This is a genomic window from Sulfuricurvum sp. (genome assembly GCF_023250475.1).
GTDB lineage: Bacteria > Campylobacterota > Campylobacteria > Campylobacterales > Sulfurimonadaceae > Sulfuricurvum.
In genome coordinates this window covers 1-17748 of the sequence record NZ_JAHFAQ010000033.1, presented here as the reverse complement: position 1 = coordinate 17748, position 17748 = coordinate 1, and the positions used below count along the sequence as shown (strand labels likewise).

The 17748-nt window shown below is 45.2% G+C and carries 18 protein-coding genes; 14 read left to right on the top strand and 4 right to left on the bottom strand.

Features of this window, described 5'->3' with window-relative positions:
• Positions 1 to 1025, bottom strand: a 1025-nt coding sequence (gene dnaG / locus Q0C19_RS04915) for a DNA primase (RefSeq protein WP_295053341.1), incomplete at its 3' end; no start/stop codon positions are given.
• A 28-nt stretch (positions 1026 to 1053) separates the two neighbouring features.
• The gene (locus Q0C19_RS04910; protein ID WP_295053339.1) at positions 1054 to 2718 is read right to left on the bottom strand and encodes a methyl-accepting chemotaxis protein; all 1665 of its coding nucleotides are present in this window, start codon (positions 2716 to 2718) and stop codon (positions 1054 to 1056) included.
• Between the two features lie 120 nt (positions 2719 to 2838).
• Here Q0C19_RS04910 and rpsU point away from each other — a divergent pair, with 120 nt between their 5' ends.
• From rpsU to Q0C19_RS04890, 4 genes are all read left to right on the top strand, one after another.
• The gene (gene rpsU, locus Q0C19_RS04905) at positions 2839 to 3051 is read left to right on the top strand and encodes a 30S ribosomal protein S21 (RefSeq protein ID WP_013458942.1); all 213 of its coding nucleotides are present in this window, start codon (positions 2839 to 2841) and stop codon (positions 3049 to 3051) included.
• Between the two features lie 121 nt (positions 3052 to 3172).
• Positions 3173 to 4336: a formate-dependent phosphoribosylglycinamide formyltransferase gene (gene purT / locus Q0C19_RS04900; protein ID WP_295053336.1), complete on the top strand. Its 1164-nt coding sequence runs from the start codon at positions 3173 to 3175 to the stop codon at positions 4334 to 4336.
• Positions 4333 to 5253 carry a D-2-hydroxyacid dehydrogenase gene (locus Q0C19_RS04895; RefSeq protein WP_295053333.1) on the top strand — a complete coding sequence of 307 codons (921 nt, stop codon included), beginning with the start codon at positions 4333 to 4335 and terminating at the stop codon, positions 5251 to 5253. Before purT ends, Q0C19_RS04895 begins: the two co-directional genes overlap by 4 nt.
• 100 nt (positions 5254 to 5353) lie before the next feature.
• On the top strand, positions 5354 to 6580 hold the full coding sequence (locus Q0C19_RS04890; RefSeq protein WP_295053331.1) for a GGDEF domain-containing protein: 1227 nt from the start codon (positions 5354 to 5356) through the stop codon (positions 6578 to 6580).
• Between the two features lie 5 nt (positions 6581 to 6585).
• Here Q0C19_RS04890 and Q0C19_RS04885 read toward each other — a convergent pair whose 3' ends face one another.
• Entirely contained in the window at positions 6586 to 7491 is a 906-nt protein-coding gene (locus Q0C19_RS04885) for an AEC family transporter (protein WP_295053329.1), read from the bottom strand.
• A 102-nt stretch (positions 7492 to 7593) separates the two neighbouring features.
• On the opposite strand from Q0C19_RS04885, the gene Q0C19_RS04880 reads away from it, so the two are divergent.
• From Q0C19_RS04880 to Q0C19_RS04855, 6 genes are all read left to right on the top strand, one after another.
• On the top strand, positions 7594 to 9195 hold the full coding sequence (locus Q0C19_RS04880) for an FAD-dependent oxidoreductase (RefSeq protein ID WP_295053327.1): 1602 nt from the start codon (positions 7594 to 7596) through the stop codon (positions 9193 to 9195).
• Between the two features lie 64 nt (positions 9196 to 9259).
• A complete protein-coding gene (locus Q0C19_RS04875; RefSeq protein ID WP_295053324.1) occupies positions 9260 to 9967 on the top strand; it encodes a 2Fe-2S iron-sulfur cluster-binding protein in 708 nt (235 codons plus the stop codon).
• Positions 9968 to 10022: 55 nt separating this feature from the next.
• Entirely contained in the window at positions 10023 to 10520 is a 498-nt protein-coding gene (locus tag Q0C19_RS04870) for a YajQ family cyclic di-GMP-binding protein (protein ID WP_295053321.1), read from the top strand.
• A gap of 9 nt (positions 10521 to 10529) precedes the next feature.
• Entirely contained in the window at positions 10530 to 11483 is a 954-nt protein-coding gene (locus Q0C19_RS04865; protein WP_295053319.1) for an HD-GYP domain-containing protein, read from the top strand.
• Positions 11480 to 12103: a DNA-binding protein gene (locus tag Q0C19_RS04860; RefSeq protein ID WP_295053318.1), complete on the top strand. Its 624-nt coding sequence runs from the start codon at positions 11480 to 11482 to the stop codon at positions 12101 to 12103. Before Q0C19_RS04865 ends, Q0C19_RS04860 begins: the two co-directional genes overlap by 4 nt.
• Positions 12104 to 12109: 6 nt before the next feature.
• Positions 12110 to 13114: an HD-GYP domain-containing protein gene (locus Q0C19_RS04855; protein ID WP_295053316.1), complete on the top strand. Its 1005-nt coding sequence runs from the start codon at positions 12110 to 12112 to the stop codon at positions 13112 to 13114.
• Here the strand turns inward: Q0C19_RS04855 and Q0C19_RS04850 are convergent.
• Positions 13100 to 15913 carry a helicase-related protein gene (locus tag Q0C19_RS04850; RefSeq protein ID WP_295053313.1) on the bottom strand — a complete coding sequence of 938 codons (2814 nt, stop codon included), beginning with the start codon at positions 15911 to 15913 and terminating at the stop codon, positions 13100 to 13102. The two genes, Q0C19_RS04855 and Q0C19_RS04850, sit on opposite strands and share 15 nt — an antisense overlap.
• Before the next feature lie 72 nt (positions 15914 to 15985).
• Here Q0C19_RS04850 and Q0C19_RS04845 point away from each other — a divergent pair, with 72 nt between their 5' ends.
• From Q0C19_RS04845 to Q0C19_RS04830, 4 genes are all read left to right on the top strand, one after another.
• Entirely contained in the window at positions 15986 to 16306 is a 321-nt protein-coding gene (locus Q0C19_RS04845) for a hypothetical protein (RefSeq protein ID WP_295053311.1), read from the top strand.
• Positions 16282 to 16620 (top strand): DUF309 domain-containing protein, encoded by a 339-nt coding sequence (locus tag Q0C19_RS04840; protein WP_295053309.1) that lies wholly within the window; start codon positions 16282 to 16284, stop codon positions 16618 to 16620. Before Q0C19_RS04845 ends, Q0C19_RS04840 begins: the two co-directional genes overlap by 25 nt.
• Positions 16605 to 17225: an NAD(P)H-dependent oxidoreductase gene (locus tag Q0C19_RS04835; RefSeq protein ID WP_295053305.1), complete on the top strand. Its 621-nt coding sequence runs from the start codon at positions 16605 to 16607 to the stop codon at positions 17223 to 17225. Before Q0C19_RS04840 ends, Q0C19_RS04835 begins: the two co-directional genes overlap by 16 nt.
• A gap of 12 nt (positions 17226 to 17237) precedes the next feature.
• The coding region (locus Q0C19_RS04830; RefSeq protein ID WP_295053302.1) for a mechanosensitive ion channel domain-containing protein at positions 17238 to 17748 on the top strand (511 nt) is incomplete at its 3' end.

The following is a 17748-nucleotide window of genomic DNA, read 5'->3' as shown; positions in this document are numbered from 1 at the left end:
TTAAGCTGTTCTATTTGCCCGCTTTTGATCATATCGGCGGGATCTAATCCCCCCTCAAATAATATGACCCCTCCGTCAAACCCTGAGGTGCTGAGAAGTTTTGCCGCTTTGAATGCAGCGGCACGTCCCGCCTTGTCTCCGTCATACGCGACAAATACTTTGGGTTCACCTTTGCGTAAGAGGGGTAAATGTTCGGCCGTCAGTGCGGTTCCCAACGTTGCGACAGCATGGGTAAATCCTGCCTGATGGAGCATAACGACATCCAAATACCCTTCGGTAACGATGATCTCCCGACGTCGAAAAATAGCTTCCCGTGCAAGATGATAGGCGTATAGGAGGCGTGATTTATTGAATATGGCACTTTGAGACGAGTTGACATATTTTGCCTGATGTCCCGTGATTGTCCGTCCGCCGAATCCGACGATGGCTCCGCTGGTAGAGTGGATCGGAAACGTGATCCGCTCGATAAAGCGGGCAAAGAGGCGTCCCTCCTCCCCGCGTCCGATGGCACCTTGTTCAATCGCTTCAACGGTAGAGAGTTTGCGCTGTTCTAAAAAGCGGAGCGTTTCGGGTGATGTCGGGGCATAACCGATTCCGAACCGCTCGATACTGGAGGCGTAAATCCCCCGTTCGTGGAGATAACTCTGCGCCGTTTTGTTTTGTTCTAAAAGTTTTTGATACCACTCATTAATGGCTTCAAGGAGATTAGAGCGTTTTTTTTGCGGTGCGTTATCGGTGTAATGGAGGGTAAAGTTGACCGAAGCGGCAAGTTTTTCGATGGCTTCGGGATAGCTGAGTTTTTCGTACTCCATTACGAAATTGATGGAGTCTCCCCCCGCACCGCATCCGAAACAATGGTACTTTTGCCGTGAGGGATTAACAACAAAGCTAGGAGATTTTTCATCGTGAAACGGGCAGGGAGCTTTGAAGCTGCTTCCCGCCCGTTTCAGCTCGACATAGGTGCCGACTACATCAACAATGTCAAGTCGGGCCTTGAGAGCCTCGATGGAGTCTTGGGTAATCATAAAGTTATTTTAGCGAAACGGGGCTTTATTAATGTGTCTTAAATTGTCCCAGTTGGGTATTGAGTGCATCGGCGGAAGATGCGATTGTTTGTACAATAGCAGAGAGCTCCTGCATAGAGGCATCATTGGCCGATGAGATCGAGCCGAGTTTTTCCATTTGAACCAACATGGAATCGATGTGGTTTACAATAGTTTGAGAATTGGTGACACTTTGTTTTGTCATAGTATTGGTTTGTTCCATTGCACCGACCGTTTCATTGATGTCTTTATCAACCCGCTGTGAGATCATAGTCACATTTTGCATGGCTTTGGTATTTAGGTGCATTTGTTCCGTTGCATCGGCAATACTTTGGACGATAACATTGATGGTAGCATTGATTTCTGTCAGACTTTTTTGAGTCCGTTCGGCAAGTTTTCGAACTTCATCGGATACAACGGCAAATCCTCTTCCGTGTTCTCCTGCACGTGCCGCTTCGATGGCGGCATTCAGGGCGAGCAGGTTGGTTTGATCGGCAATATCACCGATGACGGAAAGAATTTTTTGCACTTGAGAGGCTTCGGAGTTGAGTTGCTCAAGCTTATTTCCCAGTTCCGTTTCAAGTTCAGTACTGTGTGAAATCGTATCCAAAAGTGTAGAGAGTTCCTGCCGTCCGTGATGGAGCAGACCCACGGCATGATTCATATTTTCAAGAGTTACGGTGAAATTTTCTGCCCCCTCATTCACAATGGTTTGAATTGAATGGGCCTGTTCTGACGTAGTGCGGGTGATGGTATTGCTTTCATGAACACGGCTTTTTATATGGGTGTTGATCGTATCAAGCGTTTGCGCGGAATTCAGATTGGCGGCCGCTATTTCTTTGGCATGGGAGATTGAGTGCTCCGTTTCGGCCACAAAACGGTTTAAGCAGTTCATCATACTTCCCGTTTCGTCGCGGGTAAATCCCCGAAACGATTTTGTCAGGTCGAATAAGTCGGTTTTGAGATTATGGGTCAGGCTTCTGAGTGGACGAGTTACTTGCGCTACCAGAAGGGTAATATTAAGTGCCGAGATGGCTATTCCTATCACGGCAACAATAATATTTTTACTCAAGAGCGTTGATAAGTCGAGACTCGGTATGGAAAAAAGTAAAATGGCATTTAGCAAGACGAGTAAGACGATATTGCCTAAAATGGTTGTAAATATAGCAAGAACCATTTTTTTTCCGAAAGTGATAAAGGGGTGACGCTCACTTAGAGGAACACTGCTAACCCACTCTTCGAGCCGAATAACAAACAAAATAAAAACAGGAATAATAAAGAGCAATAACAGCGGCAGGACGGCCGCTTCCGCGAGAAAAAATCGCTCCATAGTGATAAACGATTTTCCTGAGAGCACTACCGCGGGCCCTATCGACGTATAAAGAAGCTGACCGACTAAAAACCAATAGGGGAGCTTGGAAATAATAGCGGCCGTTTCCTCATTATGGTTTGTACTTTTCATAAGCGTTTCGATTTTTAGGAGAGCATGGTTGAACCCAAAAATCATTGCGGATGTCGCAACGGCCATATACAGTGCCATAGGGAGAGAAAACAGGATTGAAATCAACTCATCTATCGTAAAGAGATGCGAAAATGCCAATAATAAAATCCATACGACAGGGGGGATCATCATGCCGATAAAAATCAGCCACATCAATTTTTTTCGGGGATTCATTCAAAACTCCATACGGCTTTAGTGATAAAATAATAACTTTATTCAGATAAAAAGCTTATTCGGTTGAAAACTATGGTAGAATTCCCATTCAAAATTTTAAATAGAAAGTAGGTGATGTGAATGCCTGGAATTATCTTACGCCAAGATGATAACTTTGATGCTGCATACCGTCGTTTCAAGAAACAAACAGATCGTAATCTGATTGTTACTGAAGCTCGTGCTCGCCGTAACCATGTTACAGAGACTGAAAAACGTAAACAGTTCAAAATCAGCGCTCGCAAAAAGATGTTAAAACGTTTGTATATGATGCGACGTTACGAATCTCGCCTGTAGTTCCTCGCGCTTCGGCGCTTGGGTTACACCCTCTTCTCCCTGCAATCTTCTTCTCTGTAACAAAAACTTTACTAACCCTATGATAAACTTAGTGTAAACATTTCTGCACAAGGCTTTTTTCATGCTCTTTAGCGCACCACTTAAAAATAATTCTAAAAAAATCATGCTGTTGGGTTCCGGTGAACTCGGTAAAGAAGTGGCAATCGAAGCACAGCGTCTCGGGATTGAGGTAATCGCGGTAGACCGTTATAAAAATGCTCCGGCACATCTCGTTGCAAACCGATCGCATGTGATCAATATGCAAGATGAAGAAGCGGTATTGAAACTGATCCGTAAAGAGAAGCCGGATTTCATTCTCCCTGAAATCGAAGCGATTAGCATTGATGCTCTTTTTGCCGCAGAGGCCGAAGGGTTTTGCGTTATCCCCAATGCCGAAGCCGTCAATAAAACGATGAACCGTAAGAATATTCGCCGTTTTGCCGCGGAGGAGTTAGGACTGAAAACAAGCCGTTATCATTTTGTGAGTACCTATGAAGATATGTGTACAGCAGCAGATGAGGTTGGATTCCCGTGTGTTATCAAGCCGGTGATGAGTTCATCGGGTCACGGACAAAGTATCGCCCATACCCCGTTTGATTTGGAAAACTCATGGGAGATTGCCAAAGAGGCGCGCGGGGATGCGAGTGAGCTGATCGTTGAGGAATTTATCCGTTTTGATTACGAAATCACATTATTAACAGCTCGCAATGGTGTCGAAACAGTCTTCTGCGAGCCGATCGGTCACATTCAAAAAGAGGGTGATTACATTTACAGCTGGCAGCCGATGCAAATGTCCAAAAAAGCGCTCAAACGTTCTCAAAAGATCGCCAAAGCGATTACCGACGGACTGGGCGGTAAAGGGTTATTCGGCGTTGAACTGTTCGTGGCGGGGGACGATGTCTATTTTAGCGAAGTGAGTCCAAGACCGCACGATACCGGGATGGTTACATTGATTACCCAAAGTCAGAGTGAATTCGCCCTCCATGTCCGTGCAGTATTAGGGCTACCTCTTGGTTTTACCTTCTATGGTGATGGGGCAAGTGCGGCGTTTAAATCGACAGTTGAATCCCATGAACCGATGATCGATGTGGCCGATGAACTCTTCGATGATAACAGTTTTGTCCGTGTGTTCGGTAAACCTGAAGCCCATGTGGGGCGACGGATGGCGGTTGTTTTAGTGTTTGACAAAGTGAATAAAGCACTTAAAAAAGCGAAGAAATTGATTAAAGGGATCAAGGACGCATGAAGATAGTCCTCCTTGATACACTAACTTACGGGGATACGTCATTAGCGGGATTTGATGCATTCGGTGAGGTTACAGCCTATTTGACAACGTCTGCAGATGAGACGCCGGAACGTGTTCGCGATGCCGAAGTAATTGTTACTAACAAAGTGGTTATCAACGACGCTGTGATGGAAGCCGCACCTGCCCTTAAACTGATTTGCGTTGCGGCGACGGGGATAAACAACATCGATCACGCTGCAGCGCTACGTCGGGGTATTGCCGTCAAAAATGTGGCGGGTTACTCGACCGATGCGGTAGTACAGCATACCTTCTCGATGTTATTTTATTTGATGGGGCATTCGCGTTATTACGACGAGTATGTCAAAAATGGAGAGTGGCAAAGAGAGGCAGTATTCGCCCATATCGGTCCTTCTTTCAATGAATTGCACGGTAAAACATGGGGAATTATCGGATTGGGTGAAATCGGCCGAAGTGTAGCAAGTGTGGCACGGGTATTTGGTGCTAACATCTGTTACTACTCGACGTCGGGTAAAAACGAAAACGGAGAGTTTGAGAAAACGACCCTCAGCCGTTTGATCGAAAACAGCGATGTTATCTCTATTCATGCACCGCTTAACGCATCTACCGAGAATCTGATCTCTCACTCCGAACTGTTGCAGATGAAAGACGGTGCCGTTTTGCTCAATCTCGGACGGGGAGGAATTGTCGATGAAGATGCCCTTTCGGTTATCATCGACGTTAAACCGATTTTTGTCGGACTCGATGTTCTCTCCAAAGAACCGATGAAAACACCGCACCCTCTGCTGGCTATCAAACACCCCGAACGTCTCTACATAACTCCCCATATCGCATGGACATCATGTGAAGCGCGTGAGCGCCTAATCGCATCAACCATTGATAATATTCGCAGTATTTAGTTCCAAATACTGCGAAATCTCTTCCATTCTCATTGCTTTTAGGAATCTTTTAACGATTGGGTGCTAATACTATAATAGATATATGGATAAAAGAGGTAGATTGAAAAAAGCAAGTGATATCAAGCGGTTCGGTTCTTTTGTAAAACAGGTTGTTGCCTTATCGGCGGTGTTTGGAATTACAATTTTTGCATTGTATTGGATATTGGTAAGTCAAAGCAATCAAAATCCGGTCAAAGATCAAACCAAACAGACTGGTCGGATGATTTTTACGATGTTTTACACTGCCATGCAAAACGGATGGGGAAAACATGAAATTGATACCATGACCCAGCGGATTAATGAGGGACAAAAGAATCTTCACGTCAAACTCTATCGCGGACCTTTGGTGGATGCCTTGTTCGGAAAACGTGAGGGGCAGTCTCCTTTTGAAATGATCGATCAAGATGAGATGGAGTTGTTTGAAAACGGTATGATCCATTATCACTACACGATCAAGTTTGAACAAACGTGCTTGAAGTGCCACACCAATGCTCAGGTGGGAGAAAGTGCGGGAATGCTTGAACTGGTTTTTCCGATGGGGGAATTTTGGGTAAGCAGTACCTATGTGTTCAAAATCATTGTGGCTATTTTTATCGTTACACTCTTTTCCATCTCTTTTGTCCTCTACCTTATGCTTAAAAAAGAGTTTATCAATCCGCTGGATGATTTTGTATCTCAGGTCGATTCGATGATGTTAAAAAATAATTTGCGTAACGAAGTAGTTGTTAACACATCAATCGCCGAATTGGATCATTTAAAAAATGTTTTTAACAAAATTAGAGGAGAATTGGCGGATTCGTTTGATTCTATTCGGATTTCGGCAGAGGTAGATGAATTAACCGGAGCGCATAACAGACTTAAGCTTAATCAGGTGCTGTCGCAGTATGCCCAAAGCCGTCTTTCGGCCTCAATTATTTTGTTTGATTTGGATAAATTCAAACCGATCAACGATATTTACGGCCATGATATCGGAGATGAGGTACTCAAACGTTTTGTATCGGTCGTTCGCCAAAATCTTAAAGGACGGGATTATCTTTTCCGTATTGGGGGAGATGAATTTATGGCGCTTTTGCCTCATACGTCTGTGGAAGATGCACAATCCATAGCCAAACAAATCGAAGCAGAACTGCTCAGTATGCCTTTGGTCTTTGAACGGGGAATAATTATGATTGAATGCAGTTACGGCATAGCCTACAGCGAAGATACGGCACATACGTTTACCGAGTTGTTCCGAAGTGCGGATCAATCCATGTATACGAATAAAAAAGATAAAAATATTGCTCGATAGATACGTTAGAGAAAATGCAATAATGTCGGTAATATCAGGGCGATTCCCAAAAATACGACCGATGTCGTAAATACCTCCACTGTCACGGTTCGGGGCAAGCAGTTATAGAGCGATGCCAAATTGACGTTAGCCACGGCTAGCGGAACGATCAGCTCTAAAAATAAAATCCCTTTCACGGTGCTATCCATTTCCACCATCCCTAACACGACAAACGCAATGAGAGGTATCAGGATAAATTTTGTTCCGTTGACCCAAGCTGTGAGGCGAAGATTGATTTCACCGAGTTTTATCCCATATAGATAGATGCCGAACAATACGAGTTGCATAGTCATGGACGCGTACGCACCCATCATCAATGTTTTATCGACGGCGGGACTCGGAACATATCCGATGAGGTTCAATGCGATTGCAACCATCGCCGCCCAAAGGACGGGAAGTTTGAGGATATTCATTAATGAACCGCGTACGCTGAACTCGCCGCGCGAATAGTAGAAAACTCCGATCGTATAAACGACGAAGACATTGACGAGATTGATGAGGGTGAGATAGGGGACGCTCATCTCTCCAAAAAGGGCGATACCCAATGGAATTCCGAGATTTCCGGTATTTCCGATAAGGGCGGCTACGGTGGCGATGGAGCACTCTTTTGGGTTATGAAAAAGTATTCTGGCAAGGGGGATCATCAGTAATAGGGCTATAAGAGAGATACCCAGATATAAAGAAGGGGCAAAGAGAAGTTCCGTATCGATGGGACGTTTGAGAAGTCCCCAAAAGGTGAGAAATATCTGTAAAAAGTAGACACTAAGCAGGGTAATCGTGCGGTCATCAATCTTTTCTTTAAACGACCATTTGGCACCGAAACCGACAGCGATAAAGAGGTAGATACCCATAATAGAGAATAAAGTTTGCATAGTCTTTTTTTGATAGGTATTGTAGCGAAAAAATTAGTATTGATTTTTGAGTCACCGCTAACACCCGATGAGGTACAATCGCAACAATAAGGAGTCTATATTATGGCAAAAGTATTGATTATCGGCAGTGGCGGTGCAGGTTTGGTGAGCGCACTTTCGGCTAAAGAAAGCGGTGCCGAAGTGATTGTCGCTTCCAAAACCCTGCCCACTCGATCTCAAACTTCGATGGCACAGGGGGGGATGAATGCGGTTTTAGCTTCTGATGACTCTATTGAAAGTCATATCGCCGATACCCTCCGCTCATCCGCAGGATTAGGCGATGAAGCACGAATTACCCAAATGTGTGAAAAGGCTCCCGAAGCGGTTCGTTGGTGCAATACTATCGGCTTGCCGTTCAGTCGTAATGAGCGCGGAGAGATCGCCCGACGGAGGCTCGGCGGTGCTTCGGCTCCGCGAGCTTGCTATGCACAGGATTATACGGGGCTAAAACTTCTTCATACGCTATTTGATCAATGTCTCAAAGCGGGGGTTGAATTTAGGAACGATCGTTTTTTGCTGAATCTTATTGTAAATCAAGAGACTAACCGGGTGTTAGGGGCAACATTTTTGCATATTGAGAGCGGTGAGGTCGAAGAGATCCGTGCCGATTCAGTGATTCTCGCTACAGGCGGATACGGCGCCCTTTATGGGAAACACTCGACCAATTCTGTTCAAGCGACGGGGGACGGATTGGCGGCAGCCGTACGTGCAGGGGTAAAACTTGCGGATATGGAATTTATCCAGTTTCATCCTACGGCGTTAAAAAGCTCCTCGATTCTGATTAGCGAGAGTGCACGGGGTGCCGGAGGATATTTACTCAATGGCAATCGAGAACGTTTTACCGATGAGTTGGCGCCTCGTGATGTCGTTGCACGTGCTATTCATGAGGAGATGAGCAAGAGCGGTGCCGTGTATCTCGATATCCGCCATCTCGGGGAGAAATTTATCGATCATGAACTTCCTCAAGAGCGAAAGCTCGCAAAGCTCTATGAAGGGATCGATCCGGTGCATGAATTGATTCCGATCAAACCTTCCGCCCATTACAGCATGGGGGGGATCGAGGTAAATGAGCAGTGCATGAGCAGTGTTAGCGGTTTGTTTGCTGTCGGGGAGTGTGCCAATCATAAAACTCACGGAGCAAACCGTTTGGGGGGAAATTCACTCTTAGAACTCATCGTTTACGGACGTGAGTGCGGTAAAAATGCAGCAGAGTACGGAAATAAATACCCTGTTCCTGTTTTGGACAATACGCAGTCGATAAAAGATACCAATTTTGTCCGCGGGGTAATGTATTTCACCAACCAGATCGATTTTTACCAAAAACAGGAGATGCTCGCAAACATCTTTTATAACAATGTAGGGTTGGTGCGTGATGATATGGGGCTTAAAGCGGTGCTTGGGGCGATTCGTCAGATGCAGAAGGAATTGTCGTTTATGGGGCCGCGCGATAAATCTAAAATCTGCAATACCAATTTGGTTGAGTTTATTGAATTCGGAAACAAAATCGAGTTGGCAGAAATCATTGTCGTAAGTGCAATCAGCCGTGTCGAGAGCCGAGGGGCGCATTATCGAAGCGACGCTCCTGAGCGAAACGACCGAATGTTTGGAGCTCATACAATTACATGGAAAGAGGATGGTGTGTTATGTGCAGATTTTATACAATGAATGAAACTATTGATGATGATTTTGAAGATGATGAAGAAGAGAATGAAAGAGAGTGGTGTGACTGATGGAGATTAAAATTAAACGCTCCCACAGCGAAGAGGTGCAAACGTATAACGTCGAGTTAGAAAACGTGACACTCCTTACGGTTCTAAATCATATCAAAACCAAAATAGACTCAACATTAACGTATGCTCATGGTTGTCGAAGCGGTGTATGCGGGAGCTGTGCCGTACGGGTGAACGGACGTGAACAGCTGATGTGTGAGTATAAACCCAGTGAGGGAGATACGGTTGAACCGCTCCGAAATAGCCGTGTAATTCGTGATTTAGTCGTTGACAGTTCTTCTATCGAACGATTTGACCGTGCAGGGTTGACGTGGAGAGAGAAGGCAAAAGAGGATACGGTAAGTGCCGAAGAAATGGGACGTATTGAGAGACAAAGCGATTGTATTTTGTGCACATCCTGCTTTAGCGCCTGCCCGGTCTATACGGTAAATCCCGATTTTATCGGCCCTTTTGCGTTAACCCGCGTATGGCGTTATGTAAATGACCCGCGTGAAGAAAACAGCGATGCCAAAATCGCAGCGATTCAAATTAACGGAATTTGGGATTGTACCCTTTGCGGCGAATGCGTTCCGGTCTGCCCTTCGGGCATTGCACCCAAGCAGGACATTGAGATGCTTCGGATGAAAAGCGCTATGATGGGGTATCAAGATCCGAATGGGGCGATAGCGTTTGGCGGCGGTTTGGATTTTGGCGGGGTGAGTTTTTAAAACATTGAGGGTTTGGTTGTGTTATACTAACTGTTATTAAATATAGGACAGTAGTATGGCATCTGAACACTCTCTCGATATCTCCGCAAAAATTGATCTGCAAGCATTTAAAGACGCGATCGCTCAAGCCGAAAAAGAGGTTATAGGGCGTTATGATTTCAAAGGAGTCACCTATGAGATCAACTATCGTGAAAAAGAGAAACAGCTGATTCTCCTTGCCTCCAGCGATAACAAGCTGGATGCACTTAAAGATGTTGTTGTCGGTAAACTCATTAAACGGGGACTCTCTTCCAAAGCGCTCAATGAACTAAAAACCGAGGATGCAAGCGGAGGAACCCGAAAAGCAACGTATAAAATTGTCGATACTATCGATGCGAAAGAGGCTAAAAAAATTCAGGCTGAGATCAAAAACCTGAAAACAAAAGCTTCGGTAGCTATCGAAGGGGAACATATCCGTATCAAATCCAAACAGATTGATGAACTCCAAAAAATTATGGCGCATATCAAAAGTATGGAGTGGGAAGCCCCGCTTGTTTTTGATAATTTTCGATAAGAGTTCGAAATGAAGCAGAAAAAGTACAAACGGATCGATAAACGACTTATTACCGAAGGGTCACAAATCGATTTTAATCTTTTTTTGCCGAATGATACAAAAAGCGCCATGAGCCTCTTTTTGCAAAGTGACACGGCGGTTGATGGCAATGCCAAAGTAAAGCTTCGTGAAATTGAAGGACTTTATGTCAGTGAAGAGGATGAAGCGCTTTATCGCGCCTATGTTGGCCGTCACCTTCAAAGCATTGCCCAAAACAGGGATATTCCAACGGATCAAAAAGCGCAGCTTATTTACGAGAAAGCGGCAGAAACCGTCAGTGCAATGTTTAAAAATCCTGAATCGCTTGAAAATGTTAAAAATGCAAAAGATGTAGTTAACAGCTCCATCGAAATTATTTTGAATGATCACTGCGCGGTAGAATCGTTGATGAAAATCACGGCGCACGATTATTATACCCACACCCACTCTGTCAATGTGAGCATTTATACGTTAAGTTTAGGGGCATTTTTGGGAATTTCGGGAAATGATCTTGAAATCTTGGGAATGTCGGCAATCTTGCACGATCTTGGAAAAAGCAAGATTGATTACGAGATCATCAACAAAAACGGTAAACTGACGGATGAAGAGTTTACTCAAATGAAGAATCATCCTGCTTACGGACATGAGATTGCCCTGAAATTGGGTATCAATGATGAGCGTATTTTGAGCGGTATCCGCCATCATCACGAAAAGATTGAGGGGAGAGGATATCCCGATAATCTTAAAGGGGATCAAATTAGCTATTTCGCCCGAATTATCGGTGTATGCGATGTATTTGACGCTCTTTCCACGAAACGCTCATACAAAGATCCTATGAGTTCATTTGAGTCGCTTTTGTTGATGAAACAGCAGATGGCGGGCCATTTGGATATGGATATCGTGAATGCGTTTATTAAAATGCTACACAACCAAGGAAGACCATGAAAAAAATGACAATTGCCGATGCGGCGGAGTATTTCAATGTTTCCAAGGAAGCGATTCATAACCGTATCCGCCGCGGAAGTTTGGATTGCATCGTGGAAAACGGAGTAAAATATGTTGCCGTCGAGTCGGTAAAGAGCAGTGTTCAAACGAATATCGCAAGCGATACACGTTATACTCAATACATTGAACAAGAGAATGAACGGCTTCGTGAAAAAGTGGACGTCCTTGAAAAAGAGACAAACCGTTTGCGGGATCAGCGCGAGCAGATGTTGATCGATGAGCGGGTCAAAGTGGAGCAAATTTACAAAGAACGGGATGCGCAATTACGAAGTGTTTTGCATGTGGTAGCAACAAAGTTTCTTTCACATGCTTCCGTCGATGACGTTATGGAAGAGGCTAGAGCGGTCGACGCTATTAATGCCGATGTGGTGGAGAGCGAGATCGGGGAATGGGTTTCTCTTAAATCTTTTTTGAAACTCAAACGCTATAACGACAAAGAGAAGAAAAAAATTAAAAACAGATTTGAAGCGTTAGTCGAAAATGACGGGCGTCTTGATGTTCGTGAGGGAAAGATTTTTTTGAACCCTTCCGAATACGATTATTCGGACTTGTTGCGTTAGATAACGATGGATGTAAAAAAAGTACGCATTATTCGTCGGCATGATGAGAGAGAAAACACAATGTATATAGAGATTGAAAAATGGCTTATTGATGTCGGTGATACGTTGGAGTTTGACCTTTTTACGGTAGCGGGAAAGTTCTCTGAAAAAACATTGTTCTGGTCAAAACATACCCCTGTCGATGCCGATGTCAAAGAGGAAATTGATCATCAGCACGCTATCTATATACGTCAATCGGATCTTGATCTGTATAACCTGTTTGTGGATAAAATCGCTCAGGCGGTCGCTCGGAACGAACATATACCGGTGATCAAAAAAGCGGCTGTAATCTATCGTCAAGCCTCCGTTATTCTGGATGAGATGTTTGAAAATCCCGAAGAGCTCGAAAATATTCCCAAAACAAAAAAAGTGGTCAATACGTTCGTCAATACGATTTTCAGTGATAGCCATGCAATCGAGTCGATGATTAAAATTACCGCGTACGACTATTATACCCATACCCACTCGATCAATGTCTGTATCTATTCGCTGAGTCTTGGGTCGTATTTGGAACTTAACGCCGTTACCCTTCAGGAACTTGGGATGTCGGCGTTGCTCCATGATTTGGGCAAAAGCAGGGTCGATCCGAAAATAACAAATAAAAAAGGGCGTTTGACCGAGAGTGAGTTTGCGGAGATGAAGCACCATCCGCTCTATGGACATTCGATTGCCTTGAAGATAGGCATTCACGATAATCTTATTCTAGACGGGATTCGCCATCACCATGAAAAGCTTGACGGGAGCGGCTATCCCGATGGGCTTATGGGAAAAAATATAACATTGTTTGCCCGAATAATTGCCGTATGCGATGTTTTTGATGCCCTTTCAACGGAACGTTCGTATAAAGAACGGATGAGTTCATACGATACCTTGCTGTTGATGAAAAAAACGATGCAGCACCATCTTGATATGGAGCTGGTTGACTCTTTTGTCAAGATGCAGCAGCACGACGATATTTTAACGGCGCTTTGAGGGATACCGTTTTTCTCCGCGATCAGGGCGCGCTTGCGGTGTTCTAAGGTGCCGGAAACAGCTCTCACAAATCGCAAATTCGCTCTGCGGAGCCAAAGGTTTTCCGCAGGTTTTGCAACGCGGAACAAAATGGCTTTGTTGGAGAGAATTTTCGATAAAATGGTTGAGCTCCCCCCGAAAAGCGCGTGCTTTTTCCGCATCGACGAAATATTCCCCCATCCGATACGAGAGCCACAGATACAAACTGATCTCTTTAATACGATCTTCCGCTTCCTGAAGCTCCTCCATCGACAACGCATGGTTTCCTAAACGCTGCGGCGGGATGTAGGCAATCGGTTTTTTCTGCTCCAATGCTCTGACATAGCGCTCATAAGCGACCATTACAAGCGGGGATGAGGTAGATAAAGGGGCTGTGGCAAGGGTATATTTGGTTCGCATATCGAGATCATAACGGTCGACGATAGCGGAGGCCTCCTGCATGGATTCGAGATTTGCGGCGCGGAAAGGGCCTTCGAATTTCATATTTTGGACGAAAAAGTCAACGATATTAGAGAGGGATCTCTCTTCCAAAATATTGGAGACGAGCATGATATGATCGAAATTGGCCATAACGTTGAACGGCAACGCGATCGGTTCGATGTTTTTGGTAAAAAGGGTAGAAATTGTTTTAAGGACATCGGGGGTGAGTGCCCCGACGTACCCTTTTTCGCTTAATCCGTAACGTCCCGCCCGCCCCGAGATCTGGCGTACTTCGGTTGCCGTGAGATTACGCTGATTTTGGCCGTCGAACTTGTCGGCTTTGGAAAAGAGGAGTGTTTTGATCGGTAGGTTCAGTCCCATACTTATAGCGTCGGTCGCAACGAGGATATCGGTCTCCCCCTCGCGGAAACGGCGTGCTTCCTCTCTGCGTACTTCAGGGCTGAGATTCCCGTAGATAACACTGGTTTTATACGTTTTAGAGAGCTGCTGTTTCAGACGCAGTGCATTGGAACGGGTAAAGGCTATCACGGCGGTTTTCGGCTCGATTGCGTCGATAGAGGTAGCGGATTTGAGCAGTTCGAGAGGATTTTTCCGTTCAAATTCGACAATCTCCAACGGCTCATTCAGATATTCGGCGAGGGCGATTATCGCTTCACGGGCATTCGGAGAACCCGTCATAATAACCGTTTTGGCAGGAGCACCGATGATGGCATTCGCCCATGCCCATCCGCGATCACGGTCGTCGATCATCTGTACCTCATCGATGACGCAGCAATCAACCTCGGTCTCGAAGCTCAGCATCTCGATGGTAGAACTGATGTGGGTTGCATCCTCATCAAGGAGCTGTTCTTCTCCGGTGATAAGCGATGCATTGATCCCTTGTTCTCGAAGCGTTTCGTACCCTTCTAACGCCAACAAACGCAAAGGGGCGAGATAGTAGCCTGTTCCCGCTTTTTTGAGTTGCTGAAATGCCGTATAGGTTTTACCGCTGTTGGTCGGTCCTGTATGGAAAATGAGACGGCGGCGGAGAGAGCGGGCGAGCGGAAAGAGATTTTTGAAATCGCGAACTGTTCGGGCGAGGAGCGCTTGGCGCTGACGTTTAAGCAGCTCTCCGGCAATACGCTGATCGAAGGCGAATAGAACCCGGCGAGACGTTTTGGAACTGATATGGGGTACTAGGGTGAGGTAGGGGAGGAGGAGTTCATACGCAATACTGTAGAGTGTTTCGTCATCCATCTCCAGCAGTTTGGAGCGTGTACGGCACTCTTCGATGAGATGTCCGAGCTCTTCCAAAAAGATTCGTTCTTCCTGAGAACTCTGCTCTTCTGCCATGGTCGTGATGGTGAGTTCTTCTTCATTCCAGATTTGACGGCTTAGTTCACGAGCGTCCAAATGGAGCGATAAGGTGTATGCGAGGGCCTCCTCGCGGTGCGGGAGAGGCAGTTCTCTGCCGATCTCTATGATTAAATCATCATTGGTGACCGAAGTGAGAGGTGTTTGTAAATGGTGTGCTAAAACATCCCGTAAAATTTCAACACTCAGTGTCCCGTAGGTTTGGGTAGAAGGGGGTGCACTTTTAAGGGAAGCAATGATTTGCTCTTGGGTAAGATAACGATGAGACGTGAGATTGAGAGAGGATAAAAACAGATCGGTTTGCTCTTGTTTTTGTTTTGTTAGTGCCGATTTAAGCTCGTTAATCTCGGGAACTAATACGTCCATCTCCTCTTCATGAAGTCGTTTTTCATTGAGCGGCGATGTTTTAAGAACATGAATTTTGGTAAACGTTTCAGCGCCGATGGTATAGGTGATCGAAGCGTAATACTCCAACGAATCATCAAAATTGAATTTTCCCTCCAATGCTTTTTCAAGCATCTCGCGTTTTAGCGTGTACCGGATGTGCTCTAGTTTAGCCGCGATTTTTTCAGGGGTGATTTTACGGGTACGTATATCCATAAACGCAGTATGCAATGCTCTGCGCTCTTCAAGGGTGATGTCGAAAGCTTCCAGTAGCTCATCGATCTTCTCTTCCCTCTCATGCGGCTTCTCTTTGGGTTTGGGGTTGGGATAAGTTTTCCCCTCATGTTTGAAAAATGCGACAATCATTTCACGGTTGTCCATTTCTCCCTCCGACCACAAGCGGCGAAACATTTTAATCAGAGCCGTTTTATCGGTCGTACTGTTAAATACTCCCAGTGTATGAGCGAGGGCGATGAGTACATCGGTCGGTACGCGCTCTATCCCCTCGTCAAATCCCTCATCGCCGAAAAAATGGCGGATGGATTGGTTGAGTTTGATCATTTTTTTCTTTTTCTTTGCCATAGCGTAAGTGTAGCCTAAAATCCTAAGGCTAAAGCCTTTATAGCTTTGCTAAACTCTCATAAAATAACTGATATGGGAAAACCGATGATCGATTTAGATGTCGATGAATGGACACAAGAAGAGTACTTGAGAAGCAAACAGGTGTTAGAAGGACAGGGGAGAAAGGTGTTGCTGATTGACACGATACTCAATCCGATTGACGGAGCCGAGACGACCCTTTACGCTCCTCCGCTTCTTAAAAAGGAACCGGAGGGGAGTGTCTTTGTTTTTTACTGCGACAGCGGTAAAAGCTCACGTGAGAGGCTAGGTGAATTTAGAGCAAAGTTTCCGAATCATGTATGTATCAGTCTTCGGGGAGGGCGGGGATATTGGCGCAAGAATTTGAGGGTATAACAAAAGCGTTTGAATCGTTTGAACGTTCTTTTTCGGAAGGGCGCTATTACGACGCCCATGAAGATCTCGAGCCGCTGTGGTATCCGAGCCGGTTTGACAATAAGGATGAAGTACGGCTGTGGAAAGGGTTTATCAATGCGGCGGTCAGTTTTGAGCTCATGAGACGCGGCAGAATAAACCCTTCAGAGGTCGCATGGCAAACCTATTTAAAATATCATCCTATTTTGGAGACGCTTGTTACTCCCCATAAAGAACTCTACGTTAAAATAGATGCACTTATTCAGTCGAGGAGAATACAATGTCAGAATTTTTAAGTGCGATGGCCTTTCGCCATGCGTGCAAACAGTTTGATACCGAGAAACAAATTCCTGAGCAGGAGTTTGATTCACTGTTGGAGGTAGCGCGAACTTCTCCCTCTTCCTTTGGAATGGAGCCGTGGAGAATGATCGTAGTTCGTAAACCTGCTCTGCGCAAAGCACTCAAAAGTGCCTGCTGGAATCAAGCTCAAATTACCGATTGCTCAGAACTCGTGATCTTTACGACCGATAATGATACCGTACGAAGCGGTACTGTATATGTACGGAAGATGTTTGAGCGACGAGGACTTTCTGCTGAAGCCGTGGATACCTATATGGGAGTCTATAAAAATTATCTTGAGCCGATTGAATGTGATGAGGTATTGCTGGAGAATTGGACGGCCAAGCAGTGCTATATTCCTTTGGCAAATATGATGACTTATGCGGCGACGCTCAAAATCGACAGTTGTCCGATTGAGGGGTTTGATAAAGAGTCAGTCGAAGCGATTCTGGATCTCGAATACGGACGCAGTGTCGCCGTTATCTGTGCATTCGGATATCGGGTGAATCCGCAAAGCGAGCAAAAACGGCTTGATTTGAAACAAATCGTCGAGTACCGTTAAAAGGAGAATCCGATGTTGCAGAAAATGGAACACTATTCGCAAATCGCGGTTGAATACGGGACCGAATACGGGATAAAGATTTTAGGCGCTCTGGCCATTTTCTTTATCGGAAAATGGGTTGTGCGAAAAGCTATTTCTTTGATGCGAAAAGCGATGTTCAAATCCCGAGTCGATGAAACGTTAATATCGTTCTCCGCAAATGCGATATACGTCGCGTTAATGATCGCCATCATTGTTGCAGCGGCGAGCAATCTCGGGATCAATACCACCTCATTTGTCGCTGTTTTCGGTGCGGCGGGTCTTGCAATCGGATTAGCACTCAAAGACACTTTAGCCAATGTCGGTGCGGCCGTTTTGATTATCTTTTTCCGGCCGTTTAAAGTCGGTGATTTTATTGAAGTTTCGGGTGTAATGGGGACGGTCAAAATCATTAACCTCTTTTCGACAACTCTGACAACAAGCGATAACCGCTCTATTATTATCCCCAATGGTGCATTGATCGCAGGCAATATCATCAATTATA

Bases quoted from the DNA above. Each gene is read 5' to 3' on its own strand.
- Q0C19_RS04910 (WP_295053339.1), bottom strand. From the start codon at position 2,718: ATGAATCCCCGAAAAAAATTGATGTGGCTGATTTTTATCGGCATGATG.
- rpsU (WP_013458942.1), top strand. From the start codon at position 2,839: ATGCCTGGAATTATCTTACGCCAAGATGATAACTTTGATGCTGCATAC.
- purT (WP_295053336.1), top strand. From the start codon at position 3,173: ATGCTCTTTAGCGCACCACTTAAAAATAATTCTAAAAAAATCATGCTG.
- Q0C19_RS04895 (WP_295053333.1), top strand. From the start codon at position 4,333: ATGAAGATAGTCCTCCTTGATACACTAACTTACGGGGATACGTCATTA.
- Q0C19_RS04885 (WP_295053329.1), bottom strand. From the start codon at position 7,491: ATGCAAACTTTATTCTCTATTATGGGTATCTACCTCTTTATCGCTGTC.
- Q0C19_RS04880 (WP_295053327.1), top strand. From the start codon at position 7,594: ATGGCAAAAGTATTGATTATCGGCAGTGGCGGTGCAGGTTTGGTGAGC.
- Q0C19_RS04875 (WP_295053324.1), top strand. From the start codon at position 9,260: ATGGAGATTAAAATTAAACGCTCCCACAGCGAAGAGGTGCAAACGTAT.
- Q0C19_RS04870 (WP_295053321.1), top strand. From the start codon at position 10,023: ATGGCATCTGAACACTCTCTCGATATCTCCGCAAAAATTGATCTGCAA.
- Q0C19_RS04865 (WP_295053319.1), top strand. From the start codon at position 10,530: ATGAAGCAGAAAAAGTACAAACGGATCGATAAACGACTTATTACCGAA.
- Q0C19_RS04860 (WP_295053318.1), top strand. From the start codon at position 11,480: ATGAAAAAAATGACAATTGCCGATGCGGCGGAGTATTTCAATGTTTCC.
- Q0C19_RS04855 (WP_295053316.1), top strand. From the start codon at position 12,110: ATGGATGTAAAAAAAGTACGCATTATTCGTCGGCATGATGAGAGAGAA.
- Q0C19_RS04850 (WP_295053313.1), bottom strand. From the start codon at position 15,913: ATGGCAAAGAAAAAGAAAAAAATGATCAAACTCAACCAATCCATCCGC.
- Q0C19_RS04845 (WP_295053311.1), top strand. From the start codon at position 15,986: ATGGGAAAACCGATGATCGATTTAGATGTCGATGAATGGACACAAGAA.
- Q0C19_RS04835 (WP_295053305.1), top strand. From the start codon at position 16,605: ATGTCAGAATTTTTAAGTGCGATGGCCTTTCGCCATGCGTGCAAACAG.